Source organism: Azonexus sp. (assembly GCF_041909095.1).
GTDB lineage: Bacteria > Pseudomonadota > Gammaproteobacteria > Burkholderiales > Rhodocyclaceae > Azonexus.
This window is the reverse complement of record NZ_JAYREB010000011.1, coordinates 107,934-126,164: the sequence shown is the minus strand read 5'-3', so window position 1 is coordinate 126,164 and position 18,231 is coordinate 107,934. Positions and strand designations below refer to the sequence as shown.

Annotated in this window: 18 protein-coding genes; 2 read left to right on the top strand and 16 right to left on the bottom strand. The window is 68.6% G+C overall.

The features are described 5' to 3' along the window. Window positions 1-415: 415 nt before the first annotated feature. The 15 genes from ACE3OV_RS16740 to ACE3OV_RS16670 all read right to left on the bottom strand — a co-directional run bounded on the left by ACE3OV_RS16740 (window position 416) and on the right by ACE3OV_RS16670 (window position 15,885). Window positions 416-1,522 carry a fatty acid desaturase gene (locus ACE3OV_RS16740; protein ID WP_374328630.1) on the bottom strand — a complete coding sequence of 369 codons (1,107 nt, stop codon included), beginning with the start codon at window positions 1,520-1,522 and terminating at the stop codon, window positions 416-418. Next, window positions 1,519-2,631, bottom strand: a complete 1,113-nt coding sequence (locus ACE3OV_RS16735) for an acyl-CoA desaturase (protein ID WP_374328629.1) — start codon at window positions 2,629-2,631, stop codon at window positions 1,519-1,521. Before ACE3OV_RS16735 ends, ACE3OV_RS16740 begins: the two co-directional genes overlap by 4 nt. After that, a complete protein-coding gene (locus tag ACE3OV_RS16730; RefSeq protein WP_374328628.1) occupies window positions 2,628-3,740 on the bottom strand; it encodes a sterol desaturase family protein in 1,113 nt (370 codons plus the stop codon). The genes ACE3OV_RS16735 and ACE3OV_RS16730 overlap by 4 nt, the downstream gene beginning before the upstream one ends. Next, entirely contained in the window at window positions 3,737-4,369 is a 633-nt protein-coding gene (locus ACE3OV_RS16725; RefSeq protein WP_374328627.1) for a phosphatase PAP2 family protein, read from the bottom strand. Before ACE3OV_RS16725 ends, ACE3OV_RS16730 begins: the two co-directional genes overlap by 4 nt. After that, window positions 4,366-5,646, bottom strand: a complete 1,281-nt coding sequence (locus ACE3OV_RS16720) for a F390 synthetase-related protein (protein ID WP_374328626.1) — start codon at window positions 5,644-5,646, stop codon at window positions 4,366-4,368. The genes ACE3OV_RS16725 and ACE3OV_RS16720 overlap by 4 nt, the downstream gene beginning before the upstream one ends. A 61-nt stretch (window positions 5,647-5,707) precedes the next feature. After that, entirely contained in the window at window positions 5,708-6,514 is an 807-nt protein-coding gene (locus tag ACE3OV_RS16715; protein ID WP_374328625.1) for an MBL fold metallo-hydrolase, read from the bottom strand. Continuing rightward, on the bottom strand, window positions 6,507-7,520 hold the full coding sequence (locus ACE3OV_RS16710; RefSeq protein WP_374328624.1) for an NAD-dependent epimerase/dehydratase family protein: 1,014 nt from the start codon (window positions 7,518-7,520) through the stop codon (window positions 6,507-6,509). Before ACE3OV_RS16710 ends, ACE3OV_RS16715 begins: the two co-directional genes overlap by 8 nt. After that, on the bottom strand, window positions 7,517-8,518 hold the full coding sequence (locus ACE3OV_RS16705; protein ID WP_374328623.1) for a 3-oxoacyl-[acyl-carrier-protein] synthase III C-terminal domain-containing protein: 1,002 nt from the start codon (window positions 8,516-8,518) through the stop codon (window positions 7,517-7,519). Before ACE3OV_RS16705 ends, ACE3OV_RS16710 begins: the two co-directional genes overlap by 4 nt. A 466-nt stretch (window positions 8,519-8,984) precedes the next feature. Next, a complete protein-coding gene (locus tag ACE3OV_RS16700; protein ID WP_374328622.1) occupies window positions 8,985-10,064 on the bottom strand; it encodes a hypothetical protein in 1,080 nt (359 codons plus the stop codon). A gap of 133 nt (window positions 10,065-10,197) precedes the next feature. After that, window positions 10,198-10,707, bottom strand: coding sequence for a hypothetical protein (locus ACE3OV_RS16695; RefSeq protein WP_374328621.1), 510 nt, complete (start codon window positions 10,705-10,707; stop codon window positions 10,198-10,200). Continuing rightward, window positions 10,707-12,668 (bottom strand): hypothetical protein, encoded by a 1,962-nt coding sequence (locus ACE3OV_RS16690; RefSeq protein WP_374328620.1) that lies wholly within the window; start codon window positions 12,666-12,668, stop codon window positions 10,707-10,709. The genes ACE3OV_RS16695 and ACE3OV_RS16690 overlap by 1 nt, the downstream gene beginning before the upstream one ends. A gap of 188 nt (window positions 12,669-12,856) precedes the next feature. Further along, window positions 12,857-13,645 carry a metallophosphoesterase gene (locus ACE3OV_RS16685; RefSeq protein ID WP_374328619.1) on the bottom strand — a complete coding sequence of 263 codons (789 nt, stop codon included), beginning with the start codon at window positions 13,643-13,645 and terminating at the stop codon, window positions 12,857-12,859. Further along, window positions 13,642-14,646 carry a diacylglycerol kinase family protein gene (locus ACE3OV_RS16680; RefSeq protein ID WP_374328618.1) on the bottom strand — a complete coding sequence of 335 codons (1,005 nt, stop codon included), beginning with the start codon at window positions 14,644-14,646 and terminating at the stop codon, window positions 13,642-13,644. Before ACE3OV_RS16680 ends, ACE3OV_RS16685 begins: the two co-directional genes overlap by 4 nt. Then, complete coding sequence (locus ACE3OV_RS16675) at window positions 14,643-15,275, bottom strand: hypothetical protein (RefSeq protein WP_374328617.1); 633 nt, start codon at window positions 15,273-15,275, stop codon at window positions 14,643-14,645. The genes ACE3OV_RS16680 and ACE3OV_RS16675 overlap by 4 nt, the downstream gene beginning before the upstream one ends. Window positions 15,276-15,312: 37 nt before the next feature. Then, the gene (locus tag ACE3OV_RS16670) at window positions 15,313-15,885 is read right to left on the bottom strand and encodes an exopolysaccharide biosynthesis protein (RefSeq protein WP_374328616.1); all 573 of its coding nucleotides are present in this window, start codon (window positions 15,883-15,885) and stop codon (window positions 15,313-15,315) included. A gap of 280 nt (window positions 15,886-16,165) precedes the next feature. Here ACE3OV_RS16670 and ACE3OV_RS16665 point away from each other — a divergent pair, with 280 nt between their 5' ends. After that, window positions 16,166-16,894: an SDR family oxidoreductase gene (locus tag ACE3OV_RS16665; protein WP_374328615.1), complete on the top strand. Its 729-nt coding sequence runs from the start codon at window positions 16,166-16,168 to the stop codon at window positions 16,892-16,894. 92 nt (window positions 16,895-16,986) lie between these two features. Beyond that, a complete protein-coding gene (locus ACE3OV_RS16660; RefSeq protein ID WP_374328614.1) occupies window positions 16,987-17,712 on the top strand; it encodes a uracil-DNA glycosylase family protein in 726 nt (241 codons plus the stop codon). 25 nt (window positions 17,713-17,737) lie between these two features. On the opposite strand, the gene ACE3OV_RS16655 is transcribed toward ACE3OV_RS16660, so the two are convergent. Next, entirely contained in the window at window positions 17,738-18,130 is a 393-nt protein-coding gene (locus ACE3OV_RS16655) for a bacteriohemerythrin (protein WP_374328613.1), read from the bottom strand. Window positions 18,131-18,231: the final 101 nt, after the last annotated feature.

Here is an 18,231-nt window from a genome sequence, read left to right as displayed (position 1 = left end):
GTTCATTCGCATGCGAAGCGCTATCTTGCGCTTCTCCTTTTGTTGCTCTGGACTGAGCTTGCGGGCGTCTTCTTTATCCATGCCAATATCATACCACAAACGCCCTATATATTTGCCGGGTTAATACGACGAAATCCGGCTCTCGGATAACGGGAGGGTGCTGCACGAGATTGAAATCGGCGGCGCAACTTGGATCATCGAATGTGAGGACATTCGCTATGTCTGGCTCCCTCAAAGGCTGACCACCCAGTCGTCAGGACCGGTGAGCACCCGCCTATAAGCTGCTTTTTTCCACCTCGCTCGGCGTCTGCTTACTATCATCGCTCTGAGCGTAGCCTAATAACGCAGGCTACGTCCGAATAGGGTCGGGTGCCGTCTCACACGCCACGATCAACGCCCGTTCCCCCGGCTGTGCTTATTCCCGTCCGCCGGTATCCCCATCCGGCCCCGCCCCCATCCGCCCAAGAAAAGCCTGTTGTTCGCGCAGGAAGCCGCGCAGGTCGGGGCGTTGGTAGGGGATGCCGTGGGCGGGGGCGAGGTGGGCGATGAGGTCGGCCAGTGCCGGGTAGTGGCGGTGGCTCCAGTCGGGGAAGAGATGGTGGGTGAGGTGCAGGTTCATGCCACCCAGCCAGTAGCCGAGCCAGCCGGGGGTGATCTGCCAGTCGAAGGTGGTGAGGAACTGGTGTTCCCAGCGCCCGTGGGCGAAGCGGCCGTCGGGCGGGGCGGCGAAGAAGCGGCCCTTGGCCCAATGGGTGCCGAGGATGAGCAACACGAAGAGCAGCGAGGCGGCGCTCAGGCTGAGGAAATAGGCGAGCAGGATGGTGGCGGGGCTGATCCGCCCGGCGCAGAAATACAGCGGCAAGCCGATGCTCAGCGTCAGGTGGGCTGCCTTGGCCAGCAGGAAGCCGGCCCAGCCGCGCCAGCCCGGCGTCGCCATGCGGGCGCCGACCGGGGTGCGGCCGGCGCGGTCGAGCCAGTCGAAGGACCAGATGATGGCGGGGAAGGTCAGCGCCGCCACCAGCGGCCAGTACCAGCGCTGCCAGCGCATGAAGGGCCGCCAGCGCTGGTACGGGGTCTGGCGCAGGACGCCGTTTTCCTCGATGTCGAGGTCGTGGCCCTGCACGTTGACGCGGGGATGGTGAAAGATCACGTGGCGCACCCGCCAGCATTCGGGGTCGAGGCCGAGCGGCAGGCTGACCAGGCGGTTGAGCCAGCGGTTGCCGCGGGCGCTGCGCAGGAAGGCGTTGTGCGAGGCGTCGTGCACGACATTGATGGCGAGCAGCATGGCGGCGGCGACATAGACGAAGTAGGCGGCGCCGAAGCCGGCGGTCGTGGCCTGCGTCAGCGCGCTGGCGTAGGCGGTGGCGGCGATGGCGACGAGCAGCAGCAGCTTGCCGATCATGCCGGCGTCGGCGCCGCGGTGGTCGTTGCGGGCGGCCAGCCAGGCACCGGCGGCGGCGTCGAGGGCGGCGCGCAGCGCCTGGTCGTCGCGCCCGAAATGCAGCGGCGGCGCTGTCTTCATGCGTTTTCTTCGGCGGGTCGGCGGCCCATTTCGCGCAGGAAGCGGCGCTGGCCGGCGAGCAACTGGCGGTAGCCGAGGCAGCGGTAGGGCAGGCCGTGTTCGGCGGCGCTGCGGGCGACGATGTCCGCCAGCGCCGGGTAGTGGCGGTGGTGCCAGCCGGGGAAGAGGTGGTGGGTGAGGTGCAGGTTGAGGCCGCCCATGCCCCACTGCAGCCAGCGCGGCGTCGGCAGCCAGTCGCAGGCGGTGGCGAAATTGTGCCGGTGCCAGCCCTGCGCCAGACGGCCATTGGGCGGTGCCGGGTAGAAGGCGGCCTGCGCCCAGTGGGTGCCGAGCAGCAGGAAGACGAGGAGCAGCGAGCCGGCCATCTGCGCCGCCAGGTAGCAGGCCAGCGCCAGTTGCCAGCTTAGGCCGTGGGCGTCGGCGGCGGCCAGCGGCAGGCCGAGCGCGAGCAGCAGGTGGCCGAGTTTGGAGGCCAGGAACAGCGCCCAGCCGCCGCTTCCCGGCAACAGCCCATGCTGGCGCAGCGGCGTGCGGCCGAGGCGGTCGCGCCAGTCGAACACCCAGGCGATCCAGGTCAGCGACAGCGCGGCGATCAGCGGCCAGTAGCGGTGCTGCTGGCGCATGTGCGGCCGCCAGCGCTGGAAGGGCGTCTGGCGGAAGATGCCGTTTTCCTCGGTGTCGAGGTCGTAGTGCTCGATATTCGGGTAGCGGTGGTGGAAATCGACGTGGCGCACCCGCCAGTAGTCGGGGTCGATGCCGAGCAGCAGCGTGACCAGCCGGCCGACCACGCGGTTGCCGCGCCGGCTGCGCAGGAAAACGTTGTGCGAGGCGTCGTGATTGACGTCGATGTTGAGCAGCATGCAGACGGCGATGGCCGCCAGGTAGGCGCCGGCGAAGCCGCTGGCGGTGCTCGCCGTCAGGCAGAGCAGGTAGCAGGCGAGGCAGGCGGCGGCAAGCAGTGCCGCCTTGAGCAGGTGGGCGCCATCGGCGTAGCGATGGTCGCCGCGCGCCGCCAGGTAGCTGCGGGCGCGCGCCTGCAGCGCCTGTTCGAAGGCCGCTTCGCCGCTGAGCTCGGGGGCGGCGTAGCAGAGCGGCGGCAGCGGCGTCATGCGGCGCTTGCCGGCCGGCGGCCGACGCCCAGCGCCAGTAGCAGCCCGTGCGCTGCCAGCGGCAGCATCAGCCATGGCCAGATCCCGGCGAACCAGCGCAGGCCGCTCAGCCAGGCGGCGGGCAGGGCGAGGCAGAGCGCCAGCCAGGCGAGCGGCGCCCAGCGCCGGCCCTCGGCCATGCCGCCGAGGACCACGGCGCCGCTGGCGAGCAGCGCGAAGAGCACGATCTGGGCGAAATCGACGGCGCCGTAACCGTAGCCGTAGCGGTCGACATAGCCGACGACCAGCGCGAACAGCAGCAGGGCGCCGCTGGCGATCGCCCAGTCGGCGCAGGCGAAGCGGGCCGCCGGCGGGGTGGGCGAGGTACCGCCGAAGAGGCGCAGGAAAGGCAGATTGCTCGCCCAGAAGGGGTTTTCCGGCGGTGTTTCGCGGCCGACGCCGTAGCTGAACGGGGCGGCCGGCAGTTCGCGTTCCAGGCTGCCGAACAGGCGGTCCCAGAACGAGAAGGTGCCGCCGAAATTGCTGTTGCAGTAGCGCGCGTCGTTCACGTGGTGGACGCGGTGCAGGGCTGGCGTGATCAGGATCGCTTCCAGCCAGCGCAGGCGCGGCACCAGCGCGTTGTGGTTGTAGAACTGCACGCTGTAATGCAGGATCGAGACGGCGACGAACACCGAGAGCGGCACGCCGAGCAGCGCCAACAGCAGGAAGAAGGGAATCGAGGTGAGCGAGGAATACCAGGAATTGCGCACCCCGAGCGAGAGGTTGAAATGCAGCCCCTGGTGGTGGATCAGATGCACCGCCCAGAACAGCGGCCACTGGTGGTGCAGGCGGTGCAGCCAGTAGAAGCCGAAATCCCAGGCGAGCAGCGCGAACAGCCAGACCGCGGCGGGCGGCCAGCTAGCCAGCAGGTCCAGGCTCCAGTGCGCGGCGGCGTAGCCGTAGCAGGTGATTTCCAGGCCGCGGAAGAGCCACAGCATGAGGTGGCCGGAATCGATGTTGAAGACGACGTCGCGCCAGTTAACCGACTGGCGCCCGCTCAATTGCAGGAAGAGCGCTTCGCCGAAGACGAAGAGCAACATGAAAGCGATCGGCCAGGCGAGTTCGCTCATGACGGGGCTCCTTGCGTGACGGTGGTGGGGGCGAGCCAGCGCCGGCACAGCCAGGCGGCGGCAAAGCCGAGGGCGACGCCGGATACCAGGTCGATGGCGAGGTGGCGGCGCAATTGCAGGATGGAAAAACCGATCAGCGCGCCCCACGCCCACAGCAGCAGCTTGCGCAGCGGCCGCCGGGGATCGTCCAGGGCGAGGATGGCAAGCGTGGTCAGCGCCATGTGCAGCGAGGGAAAACAGTTCTGCGCCGAATCGACGGCGAGCAGGCCGGCGAGCAGCGTGCTGCTGAGGCCGGCGCCGGCATAGTCGGGATAGACGAGGGTGGTCGGCCACAGCATGAAGACCGTGCCGGCGGCCAGCGCCGCCACCTGGAAGCCGCTGCGCAGCCAGCGCAGGCGCTCGGCCGGGCAAGTCAGGAAGGCGAGCGGGATGATCAGGAAGAACGACAGGTAGGGCCACACCGCGTGCGGGCTGTAGGGAATCAGGCGGTCGATGAAGCCGGGGTCGAGCACCTGCCCCGGCCCCTGGAAGCGGTCGCTGAGGTTGTAGACGATGCCGACGCCGCCCCAGCCGAAGAGCATCTGGCGCAGCCGAAAGGAAAGCGTATTGAAGGTATCAGGCGTGTTCATGATTCCAGGCGCATGATACGCCGCCGCTTGTGGAGGAAATCGCTGGCGATGGGCTGGCTGGCGAGTTGCCAGTGCAGCGCGGCGACGGCGACGCCCTGACGGCCGAAGCCGGCGGCGAGCGCCTCGCGGCAGCGCTCGATGTCGGCGAGCGGGCAATCGGCGGTGAGCTGCAGGCGGTCGGCGCCGTGCTGCGTCAGCCGGTAGTCGGCGGTCAGAGGCAGCGCGTTGGCGATCAGCCGGCTGCACAGGTCGGCGAACACGGTTTTCGTATGGCCGTCGGCGCCGGGCAGCAGCAACTGGTCGTCGCAACGCCCTTCGATCGCCGCCAGCGCCAGGCCGGCGCGGCCGCAGGGGCAGGGCTCGGCGCGGCGCACCAGGACATCGTCGAGGCGGTAGCGGACGATCGGCTGGGTCTGCCGCGTGAAGTCGGTGACCCAGGGCGTGAAGCGCTGATCGTCGAGCCATTGCGGCTCGATGCGCAGGAATTCCTCGTTCAGGTGCAGCGTGCCCTGCGGGCAGGTGGCGGCGAGGAAACCCTCGGTCGCCTGGTAGACCTCGCCGACGCGCGGAAACACCTCGCCGAGCAGCGCCCGGTCGGCCGGTTCCAGCACCTCGGCGACCGAAATTACCAATTTGGGCGCGATCTGCAGGCTGCCGTCGCGCACCGCCAGCGCCAGCGCGCGCAGCACCTGCGCCGGCGCGACGACGATGCTCGGCCGTTCCGCCTGCAGGCGCGCGCACTGCGCAGCGAAAGGCGCGAACAGGTCGTGGAAGGCGAGGCTCAGCCAGCGGTTGTCGACGCTGTGGTAAAGGTGGTTGTCGGCGCGCAGGAAGAGGGCGACGCGCTCGCCGGCAGTCAGTCCGGCGGGCAACAGGCGCGCCAGCATGACGCCGGCCCAGGCCGCCTGCTCCTGCGGACTGACGACGAACAAGCCGCGCTGCCCGGAGGTACCGGACGACAGGCCGACGCTGTAGCGGCCGACGCGCGGCGTGAAGTCGCGCTCGGCCTCACTGCGCCGCGCCACCGCCAGCAGTTCGTTGCGCCTGAGGCCGGCGGTGTTGATGGTGTCGAAGTGCTGCATCATCAGCGCCTTGTCCATCGTCGGCCAGTCGGCGAAAGGCAGTTCGGCGCAGCGCGCGAAATAAGGGCTGCGCGCCAGCACGCGCCGCGCGTAGCGCCGCAACTGCCGGTCCTGATGGGCGAGCAGCGCGGCGCGGTCGGCAAATTGCAGGCGCCGCGTGCGCAGGTAGTGCCAGAGCGTGGTCAGCGCGATCATGCGGCGGCCTCGCGCTGAAAGCTGCCGGCGGCGCGGGCGGAATGACGAAACGGCTGGGTGTTCACAGCTCCCCCTCGTGGCACAGCAGAATGCGCACCTGGCCGCCGCGATGCAGCGCGTGCAGGCGGGCCAGGGTGTCGTAATAGGCGGCGCGGTCGTCCATCAGCAGATGGGTGAGGCGAGCCGGCCCGCGTAGTTCGCGGTAGCCCTGCGGTGCCCAGGCGGCGTCGCTGGCGAGCAGGGTCCAGCCCTCCGCAGTCTGCACGAAGGCGCCGAGCTGGCCGGCGGCGTGGCCGGGCAGCGGGACGAGCAGGATTTCGTCGCGGCTGTCGGGCAGCGCCCAGGCCCATTCGAAGGGCGCCAGTTCGGCCGGCAGGCGAAGCAGCGGAAAACTCTCGACGAACTGCAGCGTGCTTTCGAAGCCGGCCGGGATCAGGCCGGGCACGAAGGCGCGGCGCAGCGCGCCGAAGCCGCGCAGGCCGCGCGTGCGCTGCCAGCCGTCGCCCGAGCAGATGCATGGGGTGGCGGCAAAATCGTGGAGGCCGGCGATGTGGTCGCCGTGGAAGTGCGAGAGGATCAGCCCGCAGATGTCGCGCGGGCTCAGGCCGGCTTCCCGCAACTGTCCAAGCAGCGCTTCGTGGGCGGCGAAATGCACCGGCGTGATCGCCGCGTAGAGGCGGAAGATGCCGCTGCCGGTGTGCTGGCGGAAATGCTCGGCGTAGCCGGTGTCCCACAGCCAGTGGCGGCCGCCGACGCCAAGCAGGTAGGCGCGCGCGGGAAAACGGCAGACCTGCCAGCCGGCGCCGCGCAGCGCCATGCCGGCCGGGTGCGTGCAGTAGCCGACGGTGAAGGCGGTCAGCTCAGCCATCGACGGTTTCCGCGCCGCGCTGCCAGGCGGCGGTGCGGCGGATGCCCTCGGCCAGCGGGATGATCGGGCGGTAGCCGAGTTCGGCGATGGCGCGGCGGTTGTCGAGGGTCATGTCGAAATTGACCGCGCCGACGCTGTAGCGGGTCAGCGGCGGCTCGCGCCGGGTGAGGGCGGCTACCGCCTCCATGCCGGCGGCGACGCCGTGCAGCAGCGGGTAGGGCAGCGCCTGCAGGCGGTAGGCGAGACCCATTTCCTCGCCGAGCAGGCGGTCGAGCAGGTCGATCAGGCGGCCCGGCTCATGATTGGTGATGTTGTAGACGGCAGCGGCCGGCAATTGCGGCTGGATGGTGGCGAGCTGCAGCGCGTGCACCACGTTGCCGACGTAGGTCAGGTCGAGGACGGCGACGCCGCCGCGCGGCAGGCGCAGGACGCCGCCGTCGCGTTCGATCTGGCGCAGCAGGCGCGGCAGGATGACGCGGTCGTGCGGGCCGAACAGCGCGCGCGGGCGCAGCATGGTGTAGCGGGTGGCGGGATGGCGGGCGGCGAGGGCGCGGATCGCCTGTTCGGCGGCGTACTTGCTGGTGGCGTAGGCGTTGGCGAAGCGGTCGGCGCGGAACTCCTCGCCGACCGCGTGGCGGTGCTGGAAGTCGAAATAGATCGACGGCGTAGACACATGCACGAAGCGCGGCAGGCCGCGTTCGCCGGCGGCGGCGGCGAGCTTTTGCGTGGCGTCGAGGTTGGCGGCCTTGAACGCCGCCGGGTCGCCCCAGGGCGCCGACAGCGCGGCGCAGTGCCAGACCGCGTCGACGCCGTCGACCAGCGCCGCGCATTCTGCCGGCGAGGCCAGCGCCAGGTCGAGCGGCACGAATTCGGCACCGCCGGTGGCGAGCGCGGCGCCGGCCGTCAAGTCGCGGCCGCTGGCGCGCACCGTGTGGCCGGCGGCCAGCAGCCACTCGGCGGCGTTGCGCCCGAGCCCGCTGGTGGCGCCGGTGACCAGGTATTTCATGGCAGGAAGGTGAGGCCGCTCAGGCTCAGCCCGGCGGCGGTGCCGATCAGCAGTGCCGGTCGGCCCGGCACCAGGCGGCCGCTGACGCGGGCGGCGTGCAGCGCGCTGGGGATCGAGGCGGCAACCTGGTTGCCGCGTTCGCGGTAGATGTCGATCAGCACCGAATTCGGCACCTTGAGCCGGCGCCGCATGTGTTCCAGCGACAGGTGGCTGGCCTGGTGCGGGATCACCGTCGCCAGGTCGGCCAGTTGCAGCGCGCTGCGCGCCAGCAGGCGGCGGAAGAAGTCATCGATCAGCGCCGAGGCCTGGCGGAAGATGCGGCGGCCGTCCATGTGGAAGAGGAAATCGCTGTCCGCGATGCCGGCGCGCGGGTTGCGGCGGGTGCCGCCGGCGCGGATCTCGCAGTATTCGATGCCTTCCGGGTAGGTTTCGAGCAGGCCGGCGATGATTCCGCTGCTGCCGTCGCCGCGTTCGACGATGGCGCAGGCGGCGCCGTCGCCGAAGATCAGCGCCGATTCCTCGTCGGCCCAGTCGATGCCGCGCGAGGCGAGGTCGGCCGAGACGATGGCGATGCGCCGGTAGGCGCCGCCGTTGAGCAGCCCGCCGGCGACCTGCAGCGCCTGGATGAAGCTGACGCAACTGGCGTTGATGTCGAAGGCAGCGGTGCCGACTGGCAGCCGGCTGGCGCGCAGGACATGGGCGGCACTGAAGGGCAGCGCCTGGACGGCGATCGCCGAAGCGTAGAGCAGCAGGTCCACCGACGCCGGATCAATATCGGCGCGGGTGAGCGCATCGTCGAGCGCCGCCGCGGCAAGCTCGCTCTGGCTGGCGTCGGCGCTGGCGTGGTAGCGGCAGGCAACACCCGAACGCTTTTCGACATAACCGGATTTCCTGCCCAGGCGGCGATCGAGCTCGCTGGAATCGACCCGGGTGGGCGGCAGGGCGTGACCGGTGGAGAGAATCTTCAGGGGCAGGCTGACGGCGGGGGGATTTTTCATGAAACCTTTACAAGGAGCGCGCTGCGGGGGCGGAATATGCCATTTCTATAGGCGGGTGGCAATTGTCGGGGATTCGCTCGCGCCAGCCAGGAAGTGCCCGGTAATCGTTCTGCGCTCATTTCCTTTCGCCTGATTCATCGTCGTGCCGGAAGTCGCACTGGCACCTGGCAGCCAAGAAGAAGTTCAATTCGCCCCTGGCGGGGATGATTGCTCGGGCAAACGCAGCGCTCGAATGTTCGGGCTGGTCTTGACGCGTATTTGCCCGTCAATGAGCTCGACTTGCGATTCCTTTTCCAGGATCTCGGCGACGGCCATGCTGGATGCGAACTGCGCTCCTCGCTGATGATGGCGAGCCCGTTTTTTTCATGCAGGACGGTAAAAGGTTCACGCGGATGACGCGGTGTGCAGGCGCCAAGCATGACCGTGCAGGAGAGGATCAGGAATAGTCGGCGGATGGCGGACTTGCTCATGGCTGGCAGTTCTTTACAGGGCGAAGCTGCTGTCCGATATCAAGTTCAATCTTGTCGTCGACAATCCTGGCGAGCAGGCTTGTGCGCAGCGTCTCGCCCACGGCGAAGTTGGCGGCGTCCATGGCAAGGGGCGGGAGCTTGTCCTGGTTGAAATCGGTGATGCCCAGGGGGTCCGGGATCGTGACCTCTTTACCGGTGGCGATCGCCTCGTGTTGTGCCCTGATTTGGATTTCCTGTTCAAGCATGCTGAGTTGAAACAAGGCCCGGTAGTTCGCTTCGCTGCCCGCGGGGCGCAGGCAAGCGATTCTCAGGGATTGAAAGGCCAAGGTCTGGCCGTCGCTGACGCGGACCAGGCGTACCTTGGCCACGGGGCGCTTGTTTTGCCAGGGGATGTCGAGCATCAGCAAGCTATCTGCCCCGACAAAGCGCATGACACTACCTTGGCCAAGATCGATCTGGGCGAGCGACCCCAGATCGAGTCGAATCATTCGGGTATGGCGCTCGCCGTCGCCGAGCGGCTCGGCTTCGAGAAAGATCTGCGGCAGGCTCTGGTCTGACTGTTCAATCAGGCGAGGCGCATGCTCGTTCGATGTCCGGCTCAGGGCGTCGCCGCGACGCACGATGAATGTGCCGTTGATGATCCTTGCCGTGTCGTCGGCGATCGGCAGGCGCTCAACGCCCAGCTTGCCATTCCTGGCCGAGATCCTGGCCATGACGATATCGCCCAGTTCGCACCGGGCATTGGTGATGGAGAACATGGCAAGCACAGCGTTATCCGGCAGCAGGCGGAGATCGGATACGCGATAAAACGGACTGTGGCAGGGTGATTTTTCGGGGAAAAGCGCTGCGCCGAGTATGTCCGGATCAACCCTTTTGCCGTTGATCCTGAAATGGTACTCGCCGTGCTGGGAGCTCATGCCGGTTGATGGATTCGCGTAGCTTCTCTGTTCGCTGACGATCGAAAAGCCGTCCGCGGAGCGAAGCGTTTGTTTGCTGCTGCCGTCCTCCGTCGAGCACCCGGTCAGCGCCAGAAGGGTGGCCAAAGCAAGCTGGCGCAATTGGGGGGCGGGATTCATGGGGGCTCGATGGAGATGCTGGTGCACGCAAAGGGGGACGTCGGGAGAATAGCGAAGATGATGTCATGTGACAAAGGAATGCTCGGCGCCGTGCTGCCCGGGGCTGGCGCATGTCGCGCTGGCCTTTCGCCGTCTACTTGTGGGCGTCGAATTCGCTCGACTCGGTCGCCCGATGGCTGACCAGCGCGTCGCCGAAATACAGGGTGTAGGTGTTGGCGCTCGCCGTGTAGTCCAGCAGGCTGTTGGCGAAGCGCGGCCGGCAGGGGATTTCCGGCATTGCCTGGGCGAGTTCCGCCGGGTAGCGGCCGTGTGCGGCGCGGTAGTCGGCCAGCGCCTGGCGCACCGTTTCGCCGCGATCGACGCATTCGTTGAAGGCGCGGGTGTGTTCGTCGGCGCCGAGTTGCCAGGCGTGCAGGCCAAGGGCGGCGAAGAGCAGCGCCGCCAGCAGGCGGCGCCACCAAGCGGCGCAGGCCAGGACGGCGAGCAGCCCGGCGAGGACGACGATGCCCGGGATGATGATCACGAAATCGCCGATCTGCCCCGGGGCGGTGCCGCGGTAATAGGCGGCGGCGAGCGCCGGGAGGATGGCGAGGCGGGCGGCGAGCCGGAGGGCGCGGCGCCAGCGGTCGGCGGGCTTCGGCATCAGGCGTTTTCCTCGTTGCCCTGCCAGACCGGCCGGGCGAAATCCGGCGCGAACAGCATGCCGTGGCGGACGATGCGCTGCACGCTGGCGTGGCCGCCTGCGTCGCGGCAGCTATCGGTGAGCGTCTGGCGGCGGGCGGCGATGCCGGCGAAGAGCAGGTCGTGGGGCGTTTCGGTCAGCGCCGGGTCATCGAGCAGCAGGCGGCGCTCGGTGAAATTGCCCGGGCCGTTGCTGACGCTTTCGCAGATGCCGCGCAGGCAGGTGAAATCGAGCTGGTCGGCGGCGAACCAGACAAAGCCGGGAAGCGGGTAGTGACCGGGCAGGTCGCGCCAGGTTGCGGTTTCGAAGTCGACGATGCGGATCGTCCCGGGCACCGCCGGCGGCGCTGCGGCGACGACCAGCGCCAGGTAGCGGCCGCAGTGCGACCAGGCGAATTCGCCGAGCACCGGGCCAGGATCGACGCCGCAGGAAGTCGCGCAGCGGTAGGGCGCATAGGGCGTGCTCGGACCGTAGCCGGGCAGGGGGAGGAGTTCGGCGCGGTAATCGGGCTGGGCGCGGTTTTTCAGTTCGATCACCGTCGCCAGGCGCTGGCTGGCGCCGCTGACGTAGGCCGCCAGGTCGATGCGGTAGACGGCGTGGCGTTCGATCCGGGTGCGCAAGTGGCGCCTTGGCTGGCTGTCGGCAGCGCGGTAGTCGACCTCCTCTTCGTCCCAGGGATAGGTCGAAGATTCGTCGCAGCTTTCAGCGCGGTCGGTGGAGAACGAGCGCTGCAGCAGGGCGACTTCGGCGAGCAGCACGCCGGGGGCGCTGGCGCGCATGTCGCCCAGGCTGGCATGCGGGAATTCGTCGGCGCCGGCCAGCGGCAGTTCGCGGGCCGCGGCGGGGGCGAAGATCGCGTCCGGCATCAGGTCGAAGAGGCGCTCGTCGATGACCAGGAAGCGTCCTTCGTGTTCCGCGCTGTCGATCCAGCAGGCACTGGTGTGCTGCGTTTCGACATCGAGCAGGTTGCCGTCGACGAGCAGCAGGTAGCTCGGCGCGTCGAAGCGCAGGAAGGGGTTATCGCGGAACGGTCGCCGGTCGGGAACGAAGATCAGCGTGTGGCGACCGCCGCTGCTGCAAACGCTGACCGCGTCGTAGCGCGGCAGCGGCTGGCGCTGCGCGTCGTCGAGCAGCCACCAGCCGTCGTCCTCAACCAGCGGGATGGCCGGTTGTTCGGCGATCAGGCGGTCGATGTCGAGGCTGACCGGCGTATCGCCGGTCAGCGGCGAAACCCGGCCGTAAATCTTGCCGTCGCTGATGGCGTCGATCTCCCACGGCACGTCGTTTGCCGACAACTCGTAGGCGAGGCGGCGTTCGAAGTCGACCAGCAGCATTCCCCAGGTGCCGCGCGACGGCTGCGTTAGCGCCGCGTAGCGGCCGTCGTCGGCAATCGCCACTGACGGTCCGACGTCCCGGAAGGCGCAGCGGTTGCTGAACACCACGTCGCCGTAGGTCGGCCCGCCCATGCAGATTTCGCCGGTATCGTAAAAGCGCCAGAGAACGCGGCAGCCGTCGTTGCCGGCCTGCGTCGAGCCGCCGCTGGCGCTGCCGGACCAGGCCGAGCTGCCACGCCCGGCGCCAGCGAGCGGGGCGGACGCCAAAGCGGGAGCCGGGGTCAGCGAATAGCGATCCCGCAGCAGGCTGAAGATTACCGCCGTCACCAGCCAGAGCACGAGCGGGGCGATGATCATCGACAGCAGATGCCCGCGCACGCCGTAGCCGGCCAGCACCTGCAGCCCGGCGCCGGTACACAGTCCGCCGAACAGGTAGGCGAAGGCGCGCTGCGCTTCGGTCCAGCGCAGCGGGTGGCAGGCGATGTAGCCAAGGAGCAGGGCCAGGCCGGCGAATAGCGCGTAGCTCAGCGGCACGAACAGGCCGCCGGGAATGCCGGCGACGATCAGCAGCCAGTGGCGAAGCTTCATTGCGGCTCCCGCTTCGGCGCACGAATGGAATGGCGGGGCAGGGGAAAAGGACGGGTTTTCATGAAAACGGGATGATAGGCGATCGCTTTGCCAATAGTCATGGTGATCCATGAATTTTCCCGTTGCCCTTGGCGTTTTTGCAGTCAGTGTCCTGCCGGCTCAGGCGTGCGCGGCGCCGGGGTCTGCAGTCAGCCGCGCTCGGGGCTGATCCGGGTGAGCGAAACGCGGATGAAACTGCGCTGCATCGGCGCGTAGTCCCATTGCTCGATCGCGCAGCTTGCCGCGCCGTCCCAGCGCAGGATGTTGACCGAGTTCGGCGCTTCGGGATGGGTGCGCGACGAAACGGCCGTGCCCGCCTGAATCACCCACAGGCGCCGGGGTAGTCCGTGCTGGGCGAGGGTACCGGGCAGGTGATCGTGGCCACCCAGGACGAGATCGGCGCCGGCAGCCGACCAGGCGCGCAGGGCGTCACGGTGACCGCGCAGCAGACTGCTCCGCTTTTCCGCCGGTGGACTGGCGGCGGGTTGATGGACGACGACGAGGCGCAATTGCTGCGCGCTTGCCGTGCCCAGCAGGCGAGCCACGCGCTCGATCTGGGCGGGCGACACTTCGCCGTCTCGGTGGCGCCAGCGGCGGGTGGTCTTGACGCAGGCGATCAGCAGATCAGGCGAGCGGTAGACCGGTTCGAGATCGTTGCCGAAAACGCGGGAAAACTGCGCGTAGGGGCGGGTCAGGCGCGACCAGAGATCGAACAGCGCGATGTCGTGGTTGCCGGGTACTGCCAGGACCGGCGTCCCCAGCCGGTCGACGAAGTCCTTTGCCGCCCGGAACTGGCCGGGTCGGGCACGTTGGGTGATGTCGCCGGAAAGCACTGTCACGTCCGGACGCTGCCGCGCGGCGAGGGCGAGCAGCGCGTCGACGACGGCTGGCCGATGAGCGCCGAAATGGGTGTCGGAAATATGCAGGAGGACGCTCACGGCATCCTCCCGTTGCTCGCGCCCGGCGACTTCAGCAGATAAAGCGGACGTTCCAGGATGCGGATGTCGAGCGGTGCGCGCATGCGTGCCACTTCGCCGTCGAAAGCGACGACGATTTTCCCGCTGCCGGGCAATGCTGCCGGGCGGATGCGCATCTGCCGGAACTCGAAAGCTTCGACCCCGGCAGCCTCGCCCAGTCTGCGCATGGCGCCGTGCAGCAGCAGTCCGAGCAGGGCCGGCGTACCGATCGGCCGCAGCATCAGCGCTGCCAGGCTGCCGTCGCCGGGGGTGCCGGGGATGCTGTCTTCCGGTTCGGCACCGAACTGCTGCAGTTGCAGCGGGTTGTTGCCGACGAACAGGGTCAGGGTCTGCACGTCGCGTGCCGTGGTGGCGGTTTCGATGTGCAGGCGCAGGCGGCGCTGGGCGCGCAGCAAGGTGGCACAGGCGGCGATGAAGGCGACCAGGCGGCTGCGCCCGAAGCGTGCCTTGAACGCCTCGCGGTCACGCAGCAGCTCGGGATAGACGCCGAGGCTGGCGTTGACCAGGAAGAGGCGCTCGTTGATCGCGGCCACCTGTACCGGCTCTACCTCTGCGTCGAACAGGTGGCGCGCGGCGGCGGCCGGCTCGACGGGAATCCCGTGCGTTCTGGCAAAGTAATTGAAGGTGCCGTAAGGGATCACCCCGATCGCGCAAGCGGCAGCATGTGCGGCCTGGGCGACCGTGTTCAGGCTACCGTCGCCGCCCACCGCGACGACGGCGCTACCAAGCCTGGCGGCGCTTGCGGCGGCAGCGGCAGCCGCAAGCGCCAGTTCGCCGGGCTGGCAGATCAGCAATTCGCCCTGGCGGCCGGCGGCGGCCAGCGCACTTTCGATCACGACGCGTTTGGCTTCCACGTCGAGTGCCCCGGCAGCGGCGTTGATCACGAACTGCAGCGGCGCGCCGGGATCGATGCGCGGCAGCCTGGCAGTTCCCGGCGTGGCGCCGGGCAGGCCGGCGCTCATGCCGCAGCAGGCTGCCGCAAGACGTGCGAGTGCAGCATTGCCGTCGCCGGTTTGCGGGCCAGGAGATCGACCGTGACCTGCCCGCCAGTGGTGGCGGAGAAGACCAGGCTGAAGTGGCTGTTGTCCCTGACGAAGGCATGGCGCTCCTGCTCCGGTGTCGCCGTCAGCACCTGCTGCCGGTAACCCTGAGCCGTGAAGCCCTCAACGTAGTGGCGGATGACCTCGGGCAGGGCGGCTTCTCCCTGATAACGGACCGTGACCTGCCCGTCTTCGTTCTGCCACTGGACGCGCAACATGCCGGGGTAGCGCGGGACGGGCGCCGGATCGCTGCCCGAGACTTCGCGCAACGCAGGGGGCGGCCGGAGCGCCGGCAGCAGCGCGCCCAGCTTTTCCTGCACGCCGGGGACGACTTGTTCGACCTGCGCGGCCGCCGCCTGCAGGGCCTCCGGCGCCGCGCCGGCGCCGTCGCGTGCGATGCCGAAAAGCCAGCCGGCGATACTGATCGTGGCCCAGATCAGCAAGGCGACAAAGGTCAGGAAGAGGAGCGAAAGGATGATCCAGGTGCGTCGGCGGATCGACAGGAGGCGGCCGAAAATGCCGCGCGCCTGGGGATTGCTTGAAATGCTCATGTCGTTTCTCCGTCAATGAAATATCGGTATGTTCGGCTCATGGGACAAGCCCGGTAAGTGAAATCAGTTCGCCGGCCAGCGCCGCCCCGCCCCACCAGAGCAGCAGTACCGAACTTGCCGCAAGCAGGGTGAGCAGATAGCCGGCCAGCAGCATCAGCCCGTCGCGCAGCAGTAGCCCCCAGGAGAGCAGGACGATGGCCAGCGCCGGGAGGACGTTGTCGAAGCTGATCACCGGCACCGGAGTGATCATTGCCAGCGCAGCGGTGGCCAGCAGCAGCGCGTTCACCCGCCGGTTCGCCGGGGTGCTCAGGAAGAGCAGGCGGGGACGGCCCAATTTCGTCATGGTCCGGATCGCCGCCTCGTTCATCCGCTGCAGCAGCGTTCTGGCACGTCCATCGACGCGCCGCCTGGCGAGCCAGGCGGGCAACGGCAGCGGGCGGCCGTAAAGCAGGCCGGCGGCGATCAGCAGGCTGAAGACGCCGACTGCCGACGCCATGCCGGGCAGGGCGACCGGAACCAGCAGCGGCATGGCGAGCAGGGCGGACCACGCCAGCCGTTGCCGGTTGCTCTGCCCGATCGCTTCGGCGAGCGTGCCTTCCAGCCGCTGCATGGGCAGAGCGGCGATCCGCCGAAGGCGGGAGCGCCGCCTGGCGAGGGCGGAGTTTTCAGCGGGCAGGGTGGGTGGATGATCAGGCACGTTCGGAATTGATGTTGGCATTTGTTGAACTCTGACAGCAAAGGAGCGTGTTTGTCTTTGCGGAAAAACCGGAAACGTCCTTCGTTGCCGAAACTTGCGGCGCCGCCGGTCAGGGTTGTGGCCGCGCGTTGACGCAGGCCGGCTCGCCGCCGAAGATGTCGGGCCGTGCCAGACCCGCAGGAGACCCCGCGCCATGCAAGCTATCGTCACCGGACACAGTCGCGGCCTGGGTGCCGCCATCGCCGCCGAACTGCTGGCGCGCGACATCCGCGTGCTCGGCATCGCCCGCCAGGGCAACGCGGCGCTCGCCGCTGCCTACCCGGCGTTGTTGCAGGAAGCCGGCCTCGATCTCGCCGACACCGCCTCGCTGCGCAACTGGCTCGACGGCGGCCAGCTCGGTGACTTCCTGGCCGGCGACGGCGGGCCGCTGCTGCTCATCAATAACGCCGGCGTGCTCGGCCCGATGGCCGCGCTGGAAGCCCAGGACGCCGGCGAAATCGCCGCCGCGATGGCGATCAACGTCAGCGCGCCGCTGCTCTTCAGCGCTGCGCTCGCCCGCCGCCATGCCGGCGAACTGCGCATCCTGCACGTCTCCAGCGGCGCCGCGCGCCATCCTTACCCGGGTTGGAGCATCTACGGCGCCAGCAAGGCGGCGCTCGACCATCACGCCCGCTGCGTTGCCGCCGACGGTCGCGCCAAGCTGCGCATCTGCGCGCTGGCCCCCGGGGTCATCGATACCGACATGCAGACCACGATCCGCGCCAGCGACGCGGCCGATTTTCCGCTCAAGGACAAGTTCGTCGCCCTCAAGGCCGAAGGCCGTCTCAGTACGCCGCAAGGCGCCGCGCGTGCTGCGGTCGACTACCTGTTGAGCGAAAAATTCGGTAGCCAGCCGGTGGCGGACCTGCGCGAACTGGGCTGAGCAGCCTGCGCCGGCAGGGCGGGCCGCGCGCCGCTTCGGCCGGGCGCCGTCCTCTGCGATAATCCCGGCCTTTCACCCTTGTCCGTCCGCTCATGACTTCCATCGCTTCCCGCCTCGTCGATGCTGCCCAGACGCTTTCCCGCGCGGTCGGCGCGATGCGCTTCGCGGCGCCGGTCAGCCATGTCTACAACCCGCTCGACTACGCCTGGACGGTGCATCGCGCCTACCTGGAGCGCTTCGGCAGCAACAGGAAGCGGGTCGTCTTCCTCGGCATGAATCCGGGGCCCTTCGGCATGGCGCAGACCGGCGTGCCCTTCGGCGAGATCGCCGCCGTGCGCGACTGGCTCAGCCTCTCCGGCACGGTCGGCAGGCCGGTGCCGGAAAATCCCAAAAAGCCGGTGGACGGCTTTGCCTGCAAGCGCGGCGAAGTCAGCGGCCAGCGCCTGTGGGGCCTGTTTCGCGAACGCTTCGGCACGCCGGAAGCCTTCTTCGCCGAACATTTCGTTGCCAACTACTGCCCGCTGGTCTTCTTCGACGAAGGCCGCAACCTGACCCCGGACAAGCTGCCCGCCGCCGAAGCCGGGCCGCTGCAGGCCGCCTGCGACGCCCACCTGCGGCGCATGGTCGAGGCGCTGCAGGCGGAATGGGTGATCGGCGTCGGCGCCTGGGCGGAAAAACGCGCCACCATCGCGCTTGACGGTCTGCCGGTGCGTTTCGGCCGCATCCTTCACCCCAGCCCGGCCAGCCCGGCGGCCAACCGCGGCTGGGCGCCGGAAGCCACCCGGCAGATGGTTGAGATGGGCTTGTGGGCGGCCTGAACGCCAGTCTTTCCGTCGCCCGGCTTCAGTGGCGGACCTGGATGAAGCGTGAGAACTGGCGGTCGGACCCGAGGATGTGCTCCAGGCACCAGCCGGAAAGGTAGTCGCTCAAGGCTTCGGGGTCGATACGGCCGCTGCTGACAGCATCGAACTGCTGCTCCAGGCTGGCCAGCATCCGCCGGTGCTCGGCGCAGTGGCCGGCGAGGTCGGCATAGCCGGTGATTTCGAGCAGCTTTTCCTCGGCCGCGAAATGTTCGGCGCTGACCGCCAGCAGTTCCTCGCCGACCGTCTCGAAGGACCGCCCGTCGGCGATCCGGTCGACCATGTGGCGGCAGAGGATGAGGATGTTGCGGTGCTGATTGTCGAGCATCCAGTTACCGATGCTGAAGTGCCTTTCCCAGCCAGACAGATTTTGCATGACGACGCCTCCAGTCTTCGGCACCGCTGTCGTGGCCAAACCGGAGATTTCCGGTAATCGCCCCGCCCTGCCGCGGACTGGCGAACGTCCGCAAGCCGCCT

Coding starts and splice junctions, on each gene's coding strand:
- ACE3OV_RS16740 (WP_374328630.1), bottom strand. CDS start 1,522: ATGAAGACAGCGCCGCCGCTGCATTTCGGGCGCGACGACCAGGCGCTG.
- ACE3OV_RS16690 (WP_374328620.1), bottom strand. CDS start 12,668: ATGAAGCTTCGCCACTGGCTGCTGATCGTCGCCGGCATTCCCGGCGGC.
- ACE3OV_RS16670 (WP_374328616.1), bottom strand. CDS start 15,885: ATGCAGCGGCTGGAAGGCACGCTCGCCGAAGCGATCGGGCAGAGCAAC.
- ACE3OV_RS16680 (WP_374328618.1), bottom strand. CDS start 14,646: ATGAGCGCCGGCCTGCCCGGCGCCACGCCGGGAACTGCCAGGCTGCCG.
- ACE3OV_RS16725 (WP_374328627.1), bottom strand. CDS start 4,369: ATGAACACGCCTGATACCTTCAATACGCTTTCCTTTCGGCTGCGCCAG.
- ACE3OV_RS16715 (WP_374328625.1), bottom strand. CDS start 6,514: ATGGCTGAGCTGACCGCCTTCACCGTCGGCTACTGCACGCACCCGGCC.
- ACE3OV_RS16710 (WP_374328624.1), bottom strand. CDS start 7,520: ATGAAATACCTGGTCACCGGCGCCACCAGCGGGCTCGGGCGCAACGCC.
- ACE3OV_RS16660 (WP_374328614.1), top strand. CDS start 16,987: ATGACTTCCATCGCTTCCCGCCTCGTCGATGCTGCCCAGACGCTTTCC.
- ACE3OV_RS16655 (WP_374328613.1), bottom strand. CDS start 18,130: ATGCAAAATCTGTCTGGCTGGGAAAGGCACTTCAGCATCGGTAACTGG.
- ACE3OV_RS16700 (WP_374328622.1), bottom strand. CDS start 10,064: ATGAATCCCGCCCCCCAATTGCGCCAGCTTGCTTTGGCCACCCTTCTG.
- ACE3OV_RS16695 (WP_374328621.1), bottom strand. CDS start 10,707: ATGCCGAAGCCCGCCGACCGCTGGCGCCGCGCCCTCCGGCTCGCCGCC.
- ACE3OV_RS16735 (WP_374328629.1), bottom strand. CDS start 2,631: ATGACGCCGCTGCCGCCGCTCTGCTACGCCGCCCCCGAGCTCAGCGGC.
- ACE3OV_RS16675 (WP_374328617.1), bottom strand. CDS start 15,275: ATGAGCATTTCAAGCAATCCCCAGGCGCGCGGCATTTTCGGCCGCCTC.
- ACE3OV_RS16665 (WP_374328615.1), top strand. CDS start 16,166: ATGCAAGCTATCGTCACCGGACACAGTCGCGGCCTGGGTGCCGCCATC.
- ACE3OV_RS16730 (WP_374328628.1), bottom strand. CDS start 3,740: ATGAGCGAACTCGCCTGGCCGATCGCTTTCATGTTGCTCTTCGTCTTC.
- ACE3OV_RS16705 (WP_374328623.1), bottom strand. CDS start 8,518: ATGAAAAATCCCCCCGCCGTCAGCCTGCCCCTGAAGATTCTCTCCACC.
- ACE3OV_RS16720 (WP_374328626.1), bottom strand. CDS start 5,646: ATGATCGCGCTGACCACGCTCTGGCACTACCTGCGCACGCGGCGCCTG.